At 67.6% G+C, this 17,643-nt stretch carries 13 protein-coding genes; 1 reads left to right on the plus strand and 12 read right to left on the minus strand.

Translation table 11 applies throughout. From position 1 onward, the window contains the following. Positions 1–68: 68 nt before the first annotated feature. The 9 genes from BM282_RS03340 to BM282_RS03380 all read right to left on the minus strand — a co-directional run bounded on the left by BM282_RS03340 (position 69) and on the right by BM282_RS03380 (position 11,891). Positions 69–2,288, minus strand: a complete 2,220-nt coding sequence (locus BM282_RS03340) for a PAS domain S-box protein (protein WP_089876736.1) — start codon at positions 2,286–2,288, stop codon at positions 69–71. A gap of 99 nt (positions 2,289–2,387) precedes the next feature. Next, positions 2,388–2,816, minus strand: coding sequence for a CopG family ribbon-helix-helix protein (locus BM282_RS03345; protein ID WP_089876738.1), 429 nt, complete (start codon positions 2,814–2,816; stop codon positions 2,388–2,390). Between the two features lie 84 nt (positions 2,817–2,900). After that, the gene (locus tag BM282_RS03350) at positions 2,901–3,587 is read right to left on the minus strand and encodes a DUF6663 family protein (protein ID WP_089876739.1); all 687 of its coding nucleotides are present in this window, start codon (positions 3,585–3,587) and stop codon (positions 2,901–2,903) included. A 48-nt stretch (positions 3,588–3,635) separates the two neighbouring features. After that, a complete protein-coding gene (arcD, locus tag BM282_RS03355; protein WP_089876741.1) occupies positions 3,636–5,114 on the minus strand; it encodes an arginine/ornithine antiporter ArcD in 1,479 nt (492 codons plus the stop codon). A 119-nt stretch (positions 5,115–5,233) separates the two neighbouring features. Further along, complete coding sequence (locus tag BM282_RS03360; RefSeq protein WP_089876743.1) at positions 5,234–6,643, minus strand: dihydrolipoyl dehydrogenase family protein; 1,410 nt, start codon at positions 6,641–6,643, stop codon at positions 5,234–5,236. A gap of 99 nt (positions 6,644–6,742) precedes the next feature. Beyond that, complete coding sequence (locus tag BM282_RS03365) at positions 6,743–8,002, minus strand: PGF-CTERM sorting domain-containing protein (protein ID WP_089876745.1); 1,260 nt, start codon at positions 8,000–8,002, stop codon at positions 6,743–6,745. A 105-nt stretch (positions 8,003–8,107) separates the two neighbouring features. Continuing rightward, the gene (gene kdgK1 / locus BM282_RS03370) at positions 8,108–9,067 is read right to left on the minus strand and encodes a bifunctional 2-dehydro-3-deoxygluconokinase/2-dehydro-3-deoxygalactonokinase (protein ID WP_089877355.1); all 960 of its coding nucleotides are present in this window, start codon (positions 9,065–9,067) and stop codon (positions 8,108–8,110) included. Positions 9,068–9,216: 149 nt separating this feature from the next. Continuing rightward, positions 9,217–11,490 (minus strand): DNA mismatch repair endonuclease MutL, encoded by a 2,274-nt coding sequence (mutL, locus tag BM282_RS03375; protein WP_089876747.1) that lies wholly within the window; start codon positions 11,488–11,490, stop codon positions 9,217–9,219. Next, on the minus strand, positions 11,487–11,891 hold the full coding sequence (locus BM282_RS03380; protein WP_089876749.1) for an NUDIX hydrolase: 405 nt from the start codon (positions 11,889–11,891) through the stop codon (positions 11,487–11,489). Before BM282_RS03380 ends, mutL begins: the two co-directional genes overlap by 4 nt. 193 nt (positions 11,892–12,084) lie before the next feature. Here BM282_RS03380 and BM282_RS03385 point away from each other — a divergent pair, with 193 nt between their 5' ends. Beyond that, positions 12,085–13,095, plus strand: coding sequence for a metallophosphoesterase family protein (locus tag BM282_RS03385; RefSeq protein WP_089876751.1), 1,011 nt, complete (start codon positions 12,085–12,087; stop codon positions 13,093–13,095). A gap of 25 nt (positions 13,096–13,120) precedes the next feature. On the opposite strand, the gene BM282_RS03390 is transcribed toward BM282_RS03385, so the two are convergent. From BM282_RS03390 to mutS, 3 genes are all read right to left on the minus strand, one after another. After that, positions 13,121–13,900, minus strand: coding sequence for a hypothetical protein (locus BM282_RS03390; protein ID WP_089876753.1), 780 nt, complete (start codon positions 13,898–13,900; stop codon positions 13,121–13,123). A gap of 135 nt (positions 13,901–14,035) precedes the next feature. Next, a complete protein-coding gene (locus BM282_RS03395) occupies positions 14,036–14,557 on the minus strand; it encodes an NUDIX domain-containing protein (RefSeq protein WP_089876755.1) in 522 nt (173 codons plus the stop codon). Between the two features lie 257 nt (positions 14,558–14,814). Continuing rightward, positions 14,815–17,484 (minus strand): DNA mismatch repair protein MutS, encoded by a 2,670-nt coding sequence (gene mutS, locus BM282_RS03400; protein WP_089876757.1) that lies wholly within the window; start codon positions 17,482–17,484, stop codon positions 14,815–14,817. Positions 17,485–17,643 lie beyond the last annotated feature (159 nt).

The raw sequence follows: 17,643 nt of genomic DNA on the forward strand, positions 1-17,643 counted from the left end.
TCCTACTACTGTCGAACTGCAAAAAAACTCTTAGCTAACCTCCGCGTGTGCGAGCACTTACCTCGACGTTAGTCTACTCGTCGGAGTTCGACCACGAACGTCGCTCCGTCCGCCGCGTCTTCGACGCGTACGTGTCCGCCGTAGGCGTCCACGAGCGTTCCCACGAGGTAGAGGCCGATACCGGTGCCGTGGCTGTTCAACCCCTTCTCGCCCTTCCCGAAGATGGTCTCACGCTGTGTCTCGGGGATTCCGGGTCCGTCGTCGGCGACGCGAACCGAGACGGTCTCGGCGTCGTGTTCGACGGAGACCCTGACGGTCGGACTGTCGCCGTCGTGGTGCGAGACGGCGTTGTTCAGCAGGTTTCGGAACACCGACCCGAGGAGCGGGTTCGCGGCGACGCGCACCGACGGTACCGGTCCGAGTTCGATGGTGGCGTTCGGGAACGTCTCGCGTCGGGTCGTCACCTCACGTCGGAGGACGGCCTCCAGCGCGGTCGGTTCGACGTCCGCCGTGCCGTCGCCGGCGATGGTTTCGACGGCGTCGCGGGCCACGTCGGTCAGTTCGAGCGTGTCCCGTCCGTTCGTGAGGATGCGGTCGAGAATCTCCTCGCCCTCCTCGTCGACGTGGTCTCTCAGGATGTCCGCCCATCCGACGATGACCGACATGTCGTTCCGGATGTCGTGTCTGAGGATGCGGTTGAGCGTCTCCAACTGCGTCGTCGTCGTCTCTAACTGCTGTTCGCGTGCGACCTGTTCGGTGATGTCTTGGAACGTCCCCCGAAGCGCGACGACCGACCCCGACTCTCGTATCGCTTCGCCCTGCGCACGGACCCACTGCTGGTTTCCGTTGACCGTCTCGATTCGGAAGCGCTCCTGAAAACCCTCGCCGGTCTCCAGACAGCGTTCGACCCGTTCGCGAATCCGCTCTCTGTCCGATTCGACGTAGAACCCGAGTGCCTCCTCGACGGTCGGTTCGTACGATTCGGGCACGCCGTGGAGGCGTTTCGTCTCCTCGGTCCACCGGAGTTCGTTCGTCGTCGCGTCGAGTTCCCACCCGCCGATGGACGCGATTCGCTGGACGCGCCGGAGGGCGTCGCGGCCCCGTTCGAGTTCCGCCTCGCGTCGCCGGTGTCCCGTGTCGTCGTGATACACCCACAGACTCCCTCGCCCCTCCGGAAGCGATAGGGGGGTGTGACTCCGGACCAGCGTCTCGTTGCACACCGTCGTCACCGTCGTTCCCTCGTGGAGTCCGCCGTCGGCGACGATTCGTTCGGTCTCTTCGGCGAACGCCGTCGCGTCCGACACTCGTTCGTGCAGTCGCTCCGCCACCTGGTCGTACGGTCGGCCGTGGAGTTCGTCGCCGCTCGAATCGAGCCCGAACAGGTCGCAGAGACGGTCGTTCGCGGCCAGAACGGTCCGCGACTCGTCCTCCACGAGGACGCCGACGGGGAGCGAGCCCAACAGTCGTTCGAGGAGTTCGTTGGTCCGCCGCAGTTCGCGCTCTCGCCGTCGCCGTTCGGTGACGTCCTGAAAGATGGAGATGGTTCGCGACGCGTCGAGACGCGTCACGGTCAGGTGGACCGGTCGACCTTCCAGCGTCGAGTGAGTCAGTTCCACCTCGTCGGTCCAGCGACCCGCCCGTTCGAGTGCTTCGGCGCTCTCGGATTCGATTCGGGCCGCTTCCTCGGGCGCGTGAAGGTCCGTCCACGGCCGTCCGACGAGTTCGTCGACGCCGTCGAAACCGGTGATGGCCGCCGCGGAGTCGTTCGCGTAGACGTGGACGCCGTCCTCGCTGATGACGACTCCGGCGTCGACGGCGTCTACCGCCCGTTTGAACGCGACCAACTCCCCGTCGTCCCCGCCCGTGGCGTCGTCCGCGCCGTCGCTCTCGCCGACGGCCGCGTCTGCCGCACCGGTGACCACCGCGTCGAGGCGGCGTTCGAGTCTCGCCGCCTCGGTTTCGACCGTGGCCGTCGTGTCCGCGTCGACGTAGTCCGCCGCACCGGCGCGAAGCGCGTCGCGCGCCGTCGTCTCGTCGCCGACGGCCGTGTAGAGGACGACGGGAAGCGTCGGCGACGACGCTCGCACCGCCGCGACGAGTTCGACGCCGTCACCCTCGCTCAGCGCGTAGTTACTGACGACGCAGTCGTACTCGTCGTACCGTTCGTCGGCGGACCACGACGCCGTCTCCGTCACGTCGAACCCGTCGGTGAAAGCCGTAAACGAGTCCGAGGAGACGGCCGTCGGGTCGTCGCCCTCGACGAACAACACTCGCGCGGCTGTATCCATACGTTCCAGAAGACGATACACTACAAAAATCCTCACACCGACTCCGGTGGGAAAAATATCTGCGAGCCGAACGTACGGTCTCGAACCGCGGCGAAACTCTTAGCTGTCTGTTGTGAACGCGGTGAAGTCGTCGACGGGCATGACGGAGTAATCCACGCTGAGGGTGTCTTTCGTCGCGCGAATCTTCCCGACGAACGTCGAGATGTCTTCTAGCTCGCCTTCGAGGACGAACAGTTCCATGCAGTAGTGTTCGCCGACGTGACTGTGGAAGTTCGAGGCGACGAACCCCTCGTACTCGTGCCGGAGTTTCATCATCCGCTCTTCGACGCTCGTCGTCTCGTAGTCGAAGATGACGGTGACGACGGCCATCAGTTTCCGCTCTTCGAGACGTTTGTCCTCGAACTCTCCGAGGAGGTTTCGCGCCGCCTCGCGGACGACTTCGCTCCGACCGGTGTAGCCGTGTTCGCTGGCGAACTTGTCGATACGCGCCAACAGTTCTTCGGGCATAGAGACGCTGACGACGGTCATGTATTAACTGAGCACCGACGATATAATAAATACTGTTATCAGAGCCCGCTCGGGGGCTGCATCGGACACGCGGTGTCCTCGGTGTCAGTCTCGAACGTACGTCTCACGGACGGTGTTCGCCAGCATCCCGTCGCGGTCGAAGACGATGTAGACGACGAGAAACGGTTCGTCGAGCGGACGCATCACGAACACGGCCCGCGGTTGCTCCGTCTCCGGCGGCACGTCGATTCGGTCGCTCTCGCCCACGTCGACTCGGCGAACGAGGGGTTCTAACGGCGTCACGCCGTCGCGGAACTCCTCGAACAGGTCGCGCGCTCCCGACTGCTTCGCGAAGACGTACAGCGCGCCGTTCGGGTCGCCGTCGGTGCCGCGGGTGACGCGGGCGTTCATCCCCTCGTTCTCCGCCTCGGCGACCATCCACGCGTTCTTGGTCGCCTCGAAGACGCCCGTCACGCCGTCGGCGAAGGTGAACGTCGTCCCGGCGACGACGTCGACGCGGGTGAACCGCGGGTCACCGTCGTGCCACGTCAGGTCCGCGTCGACGACGTTGCCCGGTTCGAGGGCGTCGATGGTCGCCGCGAGGTCCCCGTCGTAGCCGGTCGAATCGACGTAGGTGGGTGCGAACGCCTCGTCCGCGTCGGCGTCAGTGTCGGCATCGGCGGTGGCGCCCGCCGCCGTCTCGTCCGTCTCGTCGAGTTCGACCAACAGGAGTTCGTCGGGGTCGCGCGGTCGCCCGAGCACGCGATACCGACCGTCCGTGGTCAGATTCATACGCTCCGTTTCGCGCGAGCGGAAAAAAGCCGGGCGGTTCGTCCGTCGTCAGTCGTCGGCGAGCGACTTCACCGCGTCCTTGACGCCCGCCGTCGTCTCTTCGGACTGTTTCGTGATTCGCCACCCGGTGAAGCCCATGAGGAGGAGGATTGCGGGCGAGACGAAGCCGAAGAAGTAGTACGGCGCGTACTCCAGCGTCGGGACGCCCAGCACCGTCGCCATGTAGACGCCGCCGGCGTTCCACGGGACGAGTGCGCTCGTCGTCGTCCCGGCGGCTTCGACCGCTCTGGAGAGGTTCCTGCTGTCGAGTTCGAAGTCGTCGTAGAGGCCGCGAAGGCTCATCCCGGGGACGACGATACTCATGTACTGTTCGGCCGCGAGAACGTTCATCCCGAACGCCGACACGGCCGTCCCGGCGGTGAGACTCCCGACGCTGTCGAGCGACTGGCCGATGCGGTGGGCGACGACCGCCAGCACCCCGGTCCGTTCGAGGATGCCCCCGAGTGCGAGGGCGGCGACGACGACGGTGATGGTCCACGCCGACCCCACGAGGCCGCCCGAACTGAGCAGGCCGTTCACGAGTTCGACGCCCGTCTCGGCCGTCGTCCCCGACTGGGCCACCTCCAGCGCGGCGACGACGCCCTCCACCGAGAGCGGACCCTGCACGAGAATCTGCGTCGCCACGCCCGCGAACACGCCCGAGGTGATGGCGGGCAGTGCGGGGTAGCCGCGGAGCGCGAGCGCGAACGTCAACGCGAGGGGGGCGAACGTCAGCGGCGAGACGGTGTACGCGCCCGAGATGGCCGACTGAATCTCGGCGACGCGACCCGGCGGAATCGACCCGGTCGCGGTGAGGCCGAGGTAGGTGTACAGTCCGAGCGAGAGCACCATCGCCAGCGTCGTCCCGACGCGCATCGTCCGGACGTGGGTCATCAGGTCGGTGTTCGTCACCGCCGCCGCGAGGTTCGTCGTGTCCGAGAGCGGCGATATCTTGTCGCCGGCGTACGACCCCGTCAGAACCGCACCGGCGGTCATCGGTTCGGGGATACCCAACCCCGCGCCGATGCCGATGAAGGCGACGCCGAGCGTTCCGGCCGTCGTCCACGACGACCCGATGGCGAACGCGACGAGAAGGGCGAGAACCACCGCGACGGGGAGGAAGATGGTCGGCGAGAGCAGTTCGAGGCCGTAGTAGATGAGCGAGGGGATGGTCCCGGCACCCGTCCACGTCGAGATGAGCATGTAGATGACGAAGATGATGAGTATCGCCTGCATACCCATCCGCAACCCGTCCACGATTCCCTCGTACATCCGCTCCCACGAGACGCCGTACCAGTAGCGCCCAACGAGTCCGGTGAACGCGATACCGAACAACAGGGGTATCTGCGGGTCGAGGCCCAACGCGATGGCCCCGACGCTGAGGAAGACGAGCATCCCGACGACGGGCACGAGCGCCTGCAGGAGCGACGGACGCTCCGCCTCGGGGATGTCGTCGTACGCGAGCGGTTCGAACGATAGTGTCGCCATTGCGGCGACACGTATGCAACTGCCTCATTTGAATCCGTTGTCCTCGACCACCTTAGACACCGATTCTCGTGGGAATCGGTCACAAATTATCTCCGAGAGAGGTGTCCGAGACGACCGGCTCAGAGTTTCTCGGCCGCCGACCGCAATAGGCCGTCCAGAATCTCCGGCGTCGTCGGGTGATACGCCCTGTCGGGGACGTCTCGCACGTCCATCTCGCGTTCGACGACCACCTGCATCGTCTTCGCCATCACGTCGGCGTGGTAGTGGAGTCCCTGATAGCCCAACACCGTCCCGTCGGTGCCGACGACGAGCGACGCCCGACCTCTCGGCGTCAGTTTCGTCTTGAACACGCCGTCGCTGGACGCCTCCCGTTCGACGGCGACGTGGTCGATTCCGGCCGCCTCGGCGGACGCCTTCGAGTGGCCGACGCGGGCGTACGGGTAGACGGCCGCGCCCGAGAAGACGACGTGGTGGTGGACGTTCTCGTACTCCGTGAGCGAGTCGCCGCGGAGGTCCGCGAGGATGTTGTCGGCGGCGACGTAGCCCTGTTCTTTGGCGACGTGCAGGATGGGTTCTTTCCCGTTCACGTCGCCGACGACGTACACCCTCTCGTCGTCGCGCGCCTGCATGGTGTCGCGCACCCACTCGTCGCCGTCCCGCGTCTGCGGGTCGATAGCCGTCTCCGCCAGTCCGAGGCCGTCCAGCGTCGGACGCCGACCCGTGAACAGGAACAGCGACTCCGCCTCGATGGCGTGCTCGCCGTCCGGCCCGTCGACGTGCAGTCGAACGCCGTCGTCCGTCTTCTCGACGCGCTCCTCGTACGTCTCGGTGACGACGTCGACGTCGAACTCCTCGCGGTACAGCGAGAGCAGGTCGTCGCCGAACGCCGGGTCCGCCTCGTCCAGCGGTCGTTCGTCGTGTTCGATTACGGTGAGGTCGACGCCCGCCTCGGCGAGGTAGGGGACGAGTTCCAGCCCGACGTAGCCGAACCCCATCACGACGCCCGAATCCGGCAGTTCGGTCGCGTCCAACACGTCCGCGCTGGTGTCGTAGTCGACGTCGTCGATACCGTCCACGTCGGGGACGTTCGGCGACGACCCGGTGGCGACAACGACGTAGTCGGCGTCTATCTCTCGTCCGTCGACGACGAGTCGCCGGTCGTCGACGAACCGCGCGCGTTCGTGGAGGAACGTCACGCCGTCGCGTTCGGCCATGCCGTGCACCGCCGCCCGCCGGTGTGACGCGAAGTTCGAGATGTGCTCGTCCTTCGTCGCGACGACCTGTTCGAGGTCTATCTCCGGCGGGTCACCGACGAGGCGGTGGTCGTGGCGCATCTGGTATCGGTGCCCGGCGGCCGACAGCACCTCTTTCGAGGGCATACAGCCGCGGAGGATACAGAGGCCGCCGCCCGGTTCGCCGTCGTCTATCAGCGTGAGGCGAGTTATCTCTGACCCGACGGCGTCGGCGAGTCCTTCGGCGACGGCGACGCCGGCGCTTCCGTACGCGCCGACGATAGCGACGTGAGTCATACCGAAACGGGGGTGCGGGAGAAAATAGTCGTTCGGGTGACTGTGCGCGAGCGACGACCAGCCGTGGGCGTCGCGGGAGCCTGTGGTCAGATGCGGTGACTACCGGCGGCGCACGGCGACGAGTGCCGCCCCGGCGAGTGCGGCGAGGGCGGCCGTCACGCCGAATCCGGGTGCCGACGTACTCGTCTGCGTTCCGGACGTCTCGGACGACGCGTCGGTCTCAGTATCTGTCTCTTCGTCCGTCGCGCTCTCGGCCGTCTCGGCGGAGTCGTCTCCGTCCGCCGTTTCGGTCGTACCGGTGGTCTCCGCGGACCCGTCCGACTCGGAGGTCATCGTCACGGTCCGCTCGGAGAAGTGGTTGAGGGCGACGTAGACGTCCGTCGCGGCGTCGGCCTCAGCACTGCTCTCCGTGACCATGTAGGCGGACTGCTCGCCGCCGTTCGCGGCGGTCCGCAGTTCGCTCGCGGACTCGACGTGGGCGGCCGCCTCGCCGTCGACGCTGACCGCGAGCGAGTCGCCCGCGGCGACGGCCTCGTCGGAGACGCTCGTGAGGACGACGGCACCCTCGCTGACCGAGCGTTCGACGGTCACCGTGACCGTCTCGTTCGTCCGTTCGGCCACCTCGACGGTTGTGTTTCCGCCGTACTGAACGATTTCGGTCGTCGCATTCGCGCCGCCCATCACGTACAGTTCGGCCGTCGCGGTTCCGTCGGCGATCAGCTGTTCGGCCTGCTCGTCGCTCTCGGTCCGTTCGTCGCTCTCGCCGTAGGTTCGGAGGACGAGGCGGCCGTCGTCGCCGACGTGCGCGGACACGTCGCCGTCGTCGTTCCGCGCGACGGAGGCGTTGCCGACGGCGACGAACACGCTCGTCGTGTCGCCGTTCTCGACGACGACGCGGGCCTCGCCGTCTTCGGAGACGCTCGCGCCGTCGCTGACGTTCGCGCGGAGAGCCTGCGCGCCGTCGTCGCTCGCGAGCACGAGGTTGCCGTTCGGCGTGTCGTGCACGCGCATCTCGGCGCCGCTCTCGGTGGTGACCGTCGCACGCGTCTCCGCCGTCGCGGAGACGGAGACGGCGGACCCGGCGACGTCCGTCACGGCGGACGCGTCGGCGTCGAGGTCGGCGTCCGCACCGGCGCTCGCTTCGCTCTGGGCCGACCCGGCCGACTCGACGCGGAGCGAGTCGAACACCGTCGCGCCGCCGACGGTGTAGTTCGTCACGGCGTTCGTCTCGGCGTCGAACGTGACGTGCGTTCCGGCGTACGCGGAGGACTGTGCTGTCGCGGCCGCGGCGGCACCCGACGCGGGGACTGCCGCGAGCGTGACGAGTATCGCTGCGAACACTGCGGCTGTGCGTTCCATCGCGTTCTGTCTCTGAAGACAGTCCGGGTAGTGTATCTTTTGGCCGAACGGTACGTTCACTGACGGATATCTATCAAAACGTGACCGTCCCGTCAGCCCACCCGTCTACCGCGATATACCGCCGGCGTCGTCGCCGACGACGGACGCGACTTCCTCGGGCGTGACGACGGCCAAGTCGCCGTCGATGGTCCGCTTGAGCGACGCCGTCGCGGCACCGTACGCCAGCGACTCCGGGACGTTCCCGCCGTCGACTCGCTTCGCGAGGAACCCGCCGACGAACGCGTCGCCCGTGCCGATGGCGTCGTAGGTGTCGGCCGCGTAGACGCCCTGTTCGTACACCTGCCCGTCCGAGACGGCGAGCGACCCCCTCTCGCTTCGGGTGACGACAACCGTCTCGAAGTCGAAGTCGTCGGCGAGTCCGCGCGCCACCGTCTCGGGGTCGCCGGTCCGCCCCAGACACGTCGCCGCGTCGCGTTCGGCGGCGACGAGGACGTCGATGTGGGGGAACAGCGCTTCGTACCCCGCCTTCGCCTCCTCGGGCGTCCACAGTTTCGAGCGGTAGTTCAGGTCGAACGCCGTCGTCGTGCCGTTCTCTCGTGCGGTCTGCAACAGCGTCGCCGTCGTCTCCGCCAGCGTCTCCGAGAGCGCGGGGGTGATTCCGCTGGTGTAGAACACCTCGGCGTCGCGGACGGCCGCCTTCGGGAGTTCCTCGGGCGTCGCCGTCGTAATCGCGGCGTCCGCGCGGTCGTAGATGACGTTGGTCCCGCGCGGGCGGCCGCCGTGTTCGAGGTAGTACGTCCCCAGTCGCGTCTCGTCGGCGTCGTCCCACGCGATTCCCGTCCGCACCCCGTGGCTCCGGAGTTCGGAGACGAGACGGCGACCCAGCGGCGACTCGGGGAGTTTCGAGAGCCACACCGAGTTCGCGCCCAGTCGCGCCGCGGCGACGGCGACGTTGCTCTCGGCCCCGCCGGCCTGCACGTCGAGTTCGCGCGTTCGTTCCAGTCGCTCCCCGCGCGGCGGCGAGAGGCGTAGCATCGTCTCTCCGAAACTCACGATGTCCGTCATAATCTCCCGTTCAGCGACGCGGTACATAAGTCCGTCCGGTCCGGTAGTACTGGCCTCTCCGCCGACGCGCGGCCGACGGGACGAACCGAGTGCCCACCGACCGACTCCGCGTGCCGTCCGCCGACTTACTCCGCGCGTAGTCTGCCGACTTACTCCACGCGTCGCCCGCCGTGGCCGGGGTAGTCGCGTTCGAACCGGTCCGCTATCTCGTCGCGACCGAGTTCGATGACGACCGGACGGCCGTGCGGGCAGGCGTAGGGGTTCTCGCAGTCGTCCAGCGCCGACAGGAGGTCGACGACGGACCCCTCCGTCAGTGACGTGTTGCCCGTCACCGAGGGGTAGCACGCCAGGTCCGCGAGGAGTTCGTCGGCGACGGCGTCGACCGTCTCGCGGCCGCCCGTCTCGCCCTCGCCGACGAACGCGGTCAGCACGTCGCGGAGGAGTTCCGGACGAAGCGCCTCGGCGAAGACGGCCGGAACGCTCCGCACCTCGACGGTTCGCTCGCCGGTCCGTCCGGCGTGAAAGCCCGTCTGCGCGAGGGCGTCGCGGTACTCCTCGAACAGGGCCGCTTCGCGCGCCGTGAGTTCGAGTTCGACGGCGTCGGCGAGTGCCTGCGTGGTCACGTCGCCCGCGAGTTCTCGCTGGAGGCGTTCGTAGTTCACCCGTTCGTCCGCGGCGTGTTGGTCGACGAGGACCAACCCCGCGTCCGTCTCGGCGACGATGTACGTGTCGTGCAGTTGCCCGAGGACGCGCATCGACGGGAGGGTGTCGAGCGACGGTTCGAGCGTCGCGTCGTCGCCCGCGAGGTCACGCTGGACCGTCGGCGACCCGAGTCGGTTCGGCGTCGACCGCTCCCGGGAGGCGGGTTCGGGCGTCGCTCTCGTCTCGGCTGTCCCCGTCGTTCCGTCCGCCGGTTCGGTCGCTCCCGCCGTCTCTGCCGCCCTCTCAGCCGTCTCGGCTGTCTCGTCCAACGACGCCTGCACCTCCGTCGCGTCCGACCGCGCCTCCGTCGACGCCGGTTCGGTCGCCGTCGCTCTCGACTCCGTTACCGATGCCGAGACGTCGTCCGAGGGGACGGCGCTGTCGTTGCTGTCGTCGCCGCGTGTACCGCCACCGGTGTCGTCTTCGCCGTCGTCGGTGCCGACGCTCGCACTCGGTGTCCGCTCTGACCGTTCGGGACGCGAACGGGTCCGCCCCGCGGAGACGGCCCACGACTCGTCGCTCGTCGCGGTGGTCCCTCCTTCGGCCGTCTCGCCGGTCGTCGTGTCGGTCTCTCTCGTCGTGTCCGCGGTCGGCGGTTGCGGACTGTGTCCCTTCCCGCCGCGGGCCTCGGTCGTCGGCGACTCGGGGGCGACGTTCGCTTCGTCGGGCGCGGACCGACCCCGCGGGGCCGAGGAGCGAATCAGTCCCTCCTCCAAGAGCGCCGACTCGACGGCGGACTGGACGGCGGTTTTCACGCCCGACTCGTCGTCGAACCGCACCTCCATCTTCCGCGGGTGGACGTTCACGTCCACCGTCTCCGGGGGGACGTCGACGAACAGGACGGCGAACGGGTAGCGGTCGGTGGCGAGTTGCCCGCCGTAGGCGTCCAAGACGGCCTCCCGGAGAACGCGAGCGGTCACGTACCGGTCGTTGACGAACGTCGAGAGGTAGTCGCGACCGCTCCGCGTCGTCTCCGGGTGACTCGCGAGTCCGGTGACGGCGGCGACCGGTTCCGAGTCGGGTTCGTGGTCGACGCGAATCATCGACTCTGCGACCTCTCTGCCGTAGACGGAGAGAACGGTCGATTCGAGACTGCCGCGGCCCTCGGTGGCGAACACCTCTCTGTCGTCGTGTTCCAAGGAGATGGCCACGTCCGGGTTCGCGAGCGCGTACTGCGTGACGACGGTGTTCACGTGGTCGAACTCCGTCGCCGTCGTCTTCAGGAACTTCCGGCGGGCGGGCGTGTTGAAGAACAGGTCGTCGACTTCGACGACGGTCCCCTCGGGACAGCCCGCGGGACTCACGCCCGTCACCTCGCCGCCTTCGACGCGCAACTCGGTTCCCGCGTCGCCGCCGCGGGGTTTCGACCGAACGGTGAGACGCGAGACGGCCCCGATGGTGTGGAGTGCCTCGCCGCGGAAGCCGAGGGTTCCGACGCCCGCCTCCAGGTCCTCGATGTCGGCTATCTTGCTCGTCGTGTGCTCTTCGACGGCGACCTGGACGTCGTCGCGGTCCATCCCCACGCCGTCGTCGCGGACGCGGACGCCCTCGGTACCGCCGGACTCGACGGCGACGGAGATGCGGTTCGCGTCGGCGTCGAGGCTGTTCTCGACGAGTTCCTTGACGACCGATGCGGGTCGTTCGACGACCTCACCGGCGGCTATCTGGTGGACTGTCCGGTCGTCGAGCGCGCGGATGGTCGGTCGGTCGTCGTCGGTCACTCCTCGCGCACCTCGGTGGCGTTGCTCACCGCCTCGCCCTGCGGGCCGCTGAGACGCGTCTCGGCCGTCGACGGTGCGAGCCACTCGTACTCGATGTGCTCGTCGCTCAACGAGACCGCTCGCTCGGTCACCGTACAGTAGTAGTAGACGCCGAACCGGCCGTTGTCGTCGTCGTTCCGCCACGCGACGGCGTGGACCGGTTGGCCGAGTTCGACGTCCAGACCGGTCTCTTCGGCTATCTCCCGCGCGACTCCTTCGTCGGCGTCCTCCTCGGCCCCTAGTCGTCCGCCGGGCAGTTCCCAGCCTTCGTCCGTGGTTCGGCGGACGACGAGTACCTCGCCGCCGGGACCGAACAGCACTCCTCGAAGACTCACCGTCGCCCGGAGTGGTCTCTCAGTCATCGTCTGACAGTGGGCGTTCGCTCCCTTGTACTTTCGCCATACTGTCGGGTCGTGAAGACGAGTTCGCGCCCGTGTCGGCCGATGCAAACGCTATGTTCTGACCCCGGCGAGACGACCTATATAGCGACTCGGTAGCAAATATATACTCTAGCCCGAATGTTTATATCCTACACGGCTGCTAGACTATCCATCGATGGGAGTCGAAGAGTTCGCCGACCGACCGCTCTACACCGGAGACGACTCCGCTTCCGAAACGACCTACCGAACACTCACCGCCGGAGACGCGCCGTTCGCGCGGTTCGAGCGTCCGCGGGCCGCCTCGCCGACGACGGTGGCCGTCGTCTCCGACCCGCACGTCTCGGTGGACGAACGCGGGTCGTGGAAGCTGTACCACCGGACCCAACGACGACTCCGGGAGGCCGTCTCGGACGTTGAGGCGCAGGGTGCCGACGCTCTCGTCGTCGCGGGTGACCTCTCGAAAGACGGCGAGCGACGGAACCTCCGGTGGGTGCAGTCCGTCCTCGACTCCGCCGGCGTCCCCGTCCTCTGTATCCCCGGTAACCACGACGTGAAGGAGCGTAGCGTCGCCCACTTCGAACGCCGCTTCACCGACGACGGATTCCCGGTTCACCTCTCGCTGGACGGCCCCGACGTCGTCGGTCTGAACAGTGCGATGGCGCTCGACGCCGACGGGGAACGGGAGGCCGTCGTCTCCGCGGACCAACTCGCGTGGTTAGAGGAGACGCTCCCGGAGACGACGGACCCCATCGTCGTCTCCCATCACAACCTCCCGGGCCTCGCCGACCACATCGGCGGCGACGGCTGGGCACCGCACCCGCCACTCGCGAACGCCGACGAACTCACCGACGTGCTCTCGCGACACGACGTGCCGCTTCACCTCTCGGGGCACGTCCACCTCGCCGCTCTCGTCCGCTACCGCGGGGTCCGCGGCCTCGTCGCTCCGGCGCTCTCGTCGTTCCCGCAGTCGTACCTCCTCCTCGAGATAGACGAGATGGGCACGACGGTCCACTGCCGGACCACCGCCACCGAGTCGGGTCTCGAAGAGGCGTACGACCACTCGCTGTCACACTCCGCCCGCAGCGAGACCATCGCCGGACTCACGGCAGAACAACTCACTCGGCTCCCCCTCGTGGACGAACGGACGGACGAGACGGGAGAGATTCCCCCGATTCACCGTCCGTAGCGCCGGTTACGGTCCGTAACGTCGGTTACCGCCCGTAGCGGTGGCGACGGCGCGCGTCCTCGCAGGCCCGCCGGAGGACCGTCTCGTACACCTCGACGGCGTCTTCGACGCCGTCCAGACTCACGACCGGATTCACGTCGATGACGTAGTACGACTTGTGAACCACGACGTCGAGTTCGAAGACGGAGAGGTCGAACAGCGTCGACACCTCCGCGGCTAACTCGACGAAGCGCCCGGGGACGCGGACTTCCTCCCACGCGTCGGTCCGCGAGTGGCGTTCGCTCGCTCGAATCTCGCTACCGACGCCGAACACCTTGAAACTCCGCGCGGGGACGACGTACCGTTCGACCAACCGCTCTCCCTCGAACCGCAACGCCCCCGAGAACACGACGTCGAGACGGTGCCCGCCGGGTTCGAGTTCGTGCCGCGGCTTGACCACCACGGGCGGTTTCAGCGTAATCTCGTCGGCCCGCCCGTACTCGAACGGGACGAACGGGAGTCCGGCGTCGACGCACGCGCGGGCCGCGAGGAGTCTGTCTTCGGTCTGCACCGCGCCGGCGTAGGAGTTCACCGTCGGGATGCCCGCCTCGCGGGCGACTTCGAAGTCCGCGAACGCCGCCGGCGACCACCCGGCCATGTGGTAGAGGTCGAGTTCCATCTCGGGGAGGTCCGGGTGTCGCCGCCGGTGGTCCAAGACGACGACGTCGGCCCACGAGCGGAGTCGCTCGAAGAGGCGGTATTTCACCGGGTTGCCGTGACGCTTCTTGTAGGTGATTCCGATTCGCGGGCGGGGTGCGGTGCTCATCGTCGGGACGTTCGAGTGGCGTCGCGCGGCCGTCGACGACGCTCCTCGTACCGCCTACGACTTCGCCGCTGAGGCCCGTAATCGTTTGCTACCGTCGCCGACACGCACTGTCAGCCCCGGCGACTGGTGTCTCGGTCACCGTTCCGTTTCTTCGCCTGCGGTCCCCGTCCCGTTGGTCAACGTCTCTGTGTCACCGTCGAGTCCGCTGACGTGGACGCCCGACCGTTCCCACCGCGGCTCGTGGTTCGTCTCCGCGAGCGCCCGTCGGAGGCTCCGGTACTCGTCGACCTGTTTGAGGTTCGTCTCGGCTATCGCCTGCGCCCCCCGCCACGCGAACCCGACGTGTTCGTCACTGAGTTCGACGGCGTCCCCCTCGAAGGCGCACCGGTAGACGACGGCGAACTTGCCGCGCTTCTTGTTCTTCTTCAGTTTGCGCACCGTCGTCTCGACGGGTTCGGCCGCGGTGACGGCGAGTCCGGTCTCCTCGCGTATCTCGCGGTCGAGACTCTCCCGGGCCGTCTCGCCGTACTCTATCTTTCCGCCGGGGAGTTCCCACGTCCCGTCGGGATTTTTGAGGACGAGCGCTTCCGTCTGCTCGTCGCCGTCTCGAAGGAGGATGCCGCGCTGGACCACCTTCGCCCACACGTTCTTACCCATCCTGTGCCTCCGTCTCGCGCCGTGCGGCGGGCGGTACCGCCGAGAGGGACGCGCTTCGCACGACGGCGTTCAGCACCGAACGGTAGCGGGCGGACACGGCCGACGCGGAGCGCCGACGAACAGCGTTCATTGGTCACTCGAAGCGAGTGCGGCGTATCAATCCCGTGTTTGTTCGACGAGACGTTCGACGTCGGCGATTTCTCGACGTTCGGGACGACGAGCGACCGGAACGACCCGTCTTCGTCGGCGTTCTGGCGCTACTCCTCTCGCTCCAGTCGTCGCTGCCACTCTTGGACTTTCGACAGCAACTCCACGGGCGACGTCTGGTTCACGTCGGTCCCGACCAACTCGTCGACGACCGACTGCATTTCGGGGTCGACCGCTCCACCGCTCTCGTCCCCCTCGCTCTGTCCGTTCTCGGACGCGGTGTCGTAGCCGCCGCTCTGCAGGTCGAACACGACCTGTTTCGTCCCACCGCTTCCCGACGCCGACCCGCCGCGCACGTCCACCGCGCGGTCCGCGCGGAGTTTCGCCAGCACGTCCCGCGCTCTGTCGGTGACGGGGTCGGGAACGCCCGCCAACTCGGCGACGTAGACGCCGTAGGACCGGTCGGCCGGTCCCTCCTCGACGTTTCTGAGGAACGTCACGTCGCCGTCGTGTTCGTCGGCCGCGACGTGGACGTTCGCCGCCCGCGGCAACTGCGCTGCCAACTCGGTCAGTTCGTGGTAGTGCGTCGCAAAGAGCGTTTTCGGACCGCCCGTCCCCGCCGAGTCGATGCCGTCGGCGTGGTGGAGATACTCCGTCGCCGCCCACGCGATGGAGATGCCGTCATACGTCGCCGTCCCGCGACCGACTTCGTCCAGGATGACGAGCGAGTCTTCCGTCGCGGAGTGGAGGATGTTCGACAACTCCTGCATCTCGACCATGAACGTCGAGCGACCCTGCGCGAGTTCGTCGAGTGCGCCGACGCGGGTGTAGATGCCGTCGACGACGCCGATTTCGGCCGAGCGCGCGGGGACGAAGCTCCCGACTTGCGCGAGGAGGACGATGAGCGCCGCCTGTCGCATGTAGGTGGACTTCCCGCTCATGTTCGGCCCGGTGACGACGAGGAAGCGCCGGTCGTCGTCCATGTACAGGTCGTTCGGGACGAACTCCGTCGTCGACTCCACGACGGGGTGTCGCCCCGCCTCGATGCGGAGCGGACCGGGTTCGGTGAGCGTCGGGCGCGTCCAGTCGTTGCCGGCGGCGTGCGTGGCCAAGGAGACGAGGACGTCCACCTCGGCGAGGGCGCGCCCGACGTCCTGCAGGAGTTCTGCGTGGTCGGCCACGCGTTCGCGCAGTTCGCAGAACAGGTCGTACTCCAACTCGCCGCGGGACTCTTCGAGGCGGAGGATGTCGCGCTCTCGTTCCTCCAGTTCGTCGGTGACGAACCGTTTTGAGTTCTTCAGCGTCTTTATCTCGCGGTAGTGTTCCGGCACCTGGTCGGCGACGGACTTGCCCACTTGGATGTAGTAGCCGTCGGTCTTGTTCCGGTCGACGGTGACGTGCGAGAGGCCGTACTGCCGTTTCTCCCGGTCCGCGAGCGTCTCTATCCAGCGTGCGGCCTCCTCGTGGCTCTCGATGAGTCCGTCGAGTTCGTCGTCGTACCCCGTCCGGAACAGTCCGCCCTGCCGAACCGTCTTCGGCGGGTCGTCGGCGAGTGCGTCCGCCAGTTCGTCGTGGAGGGCGGCCGCCGCGTCTCTGTCGGGCCGCCGAACGACGTCCGCGAGCGGCGAGTCCGCGAGCGGTCCGTCCTCTATCGCGTCGGCGACGGCCGGCAGGACGGCGAGCGTGTCGCGAACCGAGAGAAGCGCGTTCGCGTCCGCGCTCCCCGATGCGGTGCGCGCCGCGAGGCGTTCGAGGTCGTACACGCCGTCCAGCGTGTCGCGGACGCGTTCGCGGGCGAGCGCCTCCGTCGCCAACGCGGAGACGGCGTCGAGGCGGCGTTCGAGTTCCGCGGTGTCGCGACGGGGTCGGATGACCCACTCGCGGAGGAGTCGCCCGCCCGGACTCGTCACCGTGTGGTCGATGGCGTCGACGAGCGACCCGCTTCGGTCGCCGTGCATCGTCTCGGTCAGTTCGAGGTTTCGCTGCGTCGTCGCGTCGAGTTCGAGGTGGTCGCGCGTCTCGTACGTCTGCAGGCGCGTCATCGACTGCCGGACGCCCGTTCCCGTCTCCTCGACGTACCGCAGGAGACCACCGGCCGCGCGGACGGCGAGCGTCGAGTCGAGTCCGACGCTCTCCAGCGTCTCTCGGCCGAACTGTTTGCCGACGACGTGTTTGGCCCGCCCGGGAGCGAAGGCGTCCACCTCGAACAGCGACAGCGAGGCGTCCGTCTCCTCGCGGAGGCGACGCAGAAAGTCGTCGTCGCCCCGGACGGTCGGTCCGGGAAGCACCTCGACGGGGGCGAAGCGATACAGTTCGGCGTACGCGGCGTCGGCGTCGGCCGCCTCGGTGACGAAGAACTGCCCGGTGGTCACGTCCGCGAACGCCAGTCCGACGCGTTCTCCCCCCTCGTCGGCGACGACGGCGGCGATGTACCGCGCGTCGGCGTCCGACGTCTCCAGCAGAGTTCCGGGCGTCACGACGCGCGTAATCTCGCGGTAGTGGCCGTCGTCGTCTTCGAACTGGTCGGCGACGGCGACGCGGTAGCCGCGTTCGACGAGCACTTTCAGATACGGCGTGAGGTCGGCTATCGGCACGCCGGCCATCGGGTACGACGACCCGTGCGAGGACTTCTGCGACACTTTCAGGTCCAACTCCTCGGCGACGAACTCCGCGTCGTCGCCGAAGAACTCGTAGAAATCACCGCACTGCATCGTCAGCACGTCCGCGTCCGTCTCGGCCTTCAAAGAGAGAAACTGGTCGACGATTCCCTGCGAGGTCATGTCTCAACGGTCGCCGTCTGGCCGATAAAACACTGCGGTCTGCGGGGCGGCGCATTCGAGACGTCACGACCGTGCGAGCGTTTAAGCGCGAACACGAGGCCAGGCCCGCCGTGACCTGAGTTCGGCCACGGGCGGTTACGCGGAGTACGGCACGCCCGC

The organism is Halogeometricum limi, from assembly GCF_900115785.1.
GTDB classification, from domain to species: Archaea; Halobacteriota; Halobacteria; order Halobacteriales; family Haloferacaceae; genus Halogeometricum; species Halogeometricum limi.

Excerpts from the sequence above, each read along its gene's own strand:
- arcD (WP_089876741.1), bottom strand. The coding sequence starts at position 5,114 with ATGGCGACACTATCGTTCGAACCGCTCGCGTACGACGACATCCCCGAG.
- BM282_RS03365 (WP_089876745.1), bottom strand. The coding sequence starts at position 8,002 with ATGGAACGCACAGCCGCAGTGTTCGCAGCGATACTCGTCACGCTCGCG.
- kdgK1 (WP_089877355.1), bottom strand. The coding sequence starts at position 9,067 with ATGACGGACATCGTGAGTTTCGGAGAGACGATGCTACGCCTCTCGCCG.
- BM282_RS03395 (WP_089876755.1), bottom strand. The coding sequence starts at position 14,557 with ATGGGTAAGAACGTGTGGGCGAAGGTGGTCCAGCGCGGCATCCTCCTT.
- BM282_RS03345 (WP_089876738.1), bottom strand. The coding sequence starts at position 2,816 with ATGACCGTCGTCAGCGTCTCTATGCCCGAAGAACTGTTGGCGCGTATC.
- BM282_RS03385 (WP_089876751.1), top strand. The coding sequence starts at position 12,085 with ATGGGAGTCGAAGAGTTCGCCGACCGACCGCTCTACACCGGAGACGAC.
- BM282_RS03340 (WP_089876736.1), bottom strand. The coding sequence starts at position 2,288 with ATGGATACAGCCGCGCGAGTGTTGTTCGTCGAGGGCGACGACCCGACG.
- BM282_RS03360 (WP_089876743.1), bottom strand. The coding sequence starts at position 6,643 with ATGACTCACGTCGCTATCGTCGGCGCGTACGGAAGCGCCGGCGTCGCC.
- BM282_RS03390 (WP_089876753.1), bottom strand. The coding sequence starts at position 13,900 with ATGAGCACCGCACCCCGCCCGCGAATCGGAATCACCTACAAGAAGCGT.
- mutS (WP_089876757.1), bottom strand. The coding sequence starts at position 17,484 with ATGACCTCGCAGGGAATCGTCGACCAGTTTCTCTCTTTGAAGGCCGAG.
- BM282_RS03350 (WP_089876739.1), bottom strand. The coding sequence starts at position 3,587 with ATGAATCTGACCACGGACGGTCGGTATCGCGTGCTCGGGCGACCGCGC.
- BM282_RS03380 (WP_089876749.1), bottom strand. The coding sequence starts at position 11,891 with ATGACTGAGAGACCACTCCGGGCGACGGTGAGTCTTCGAGGAGTGCTG.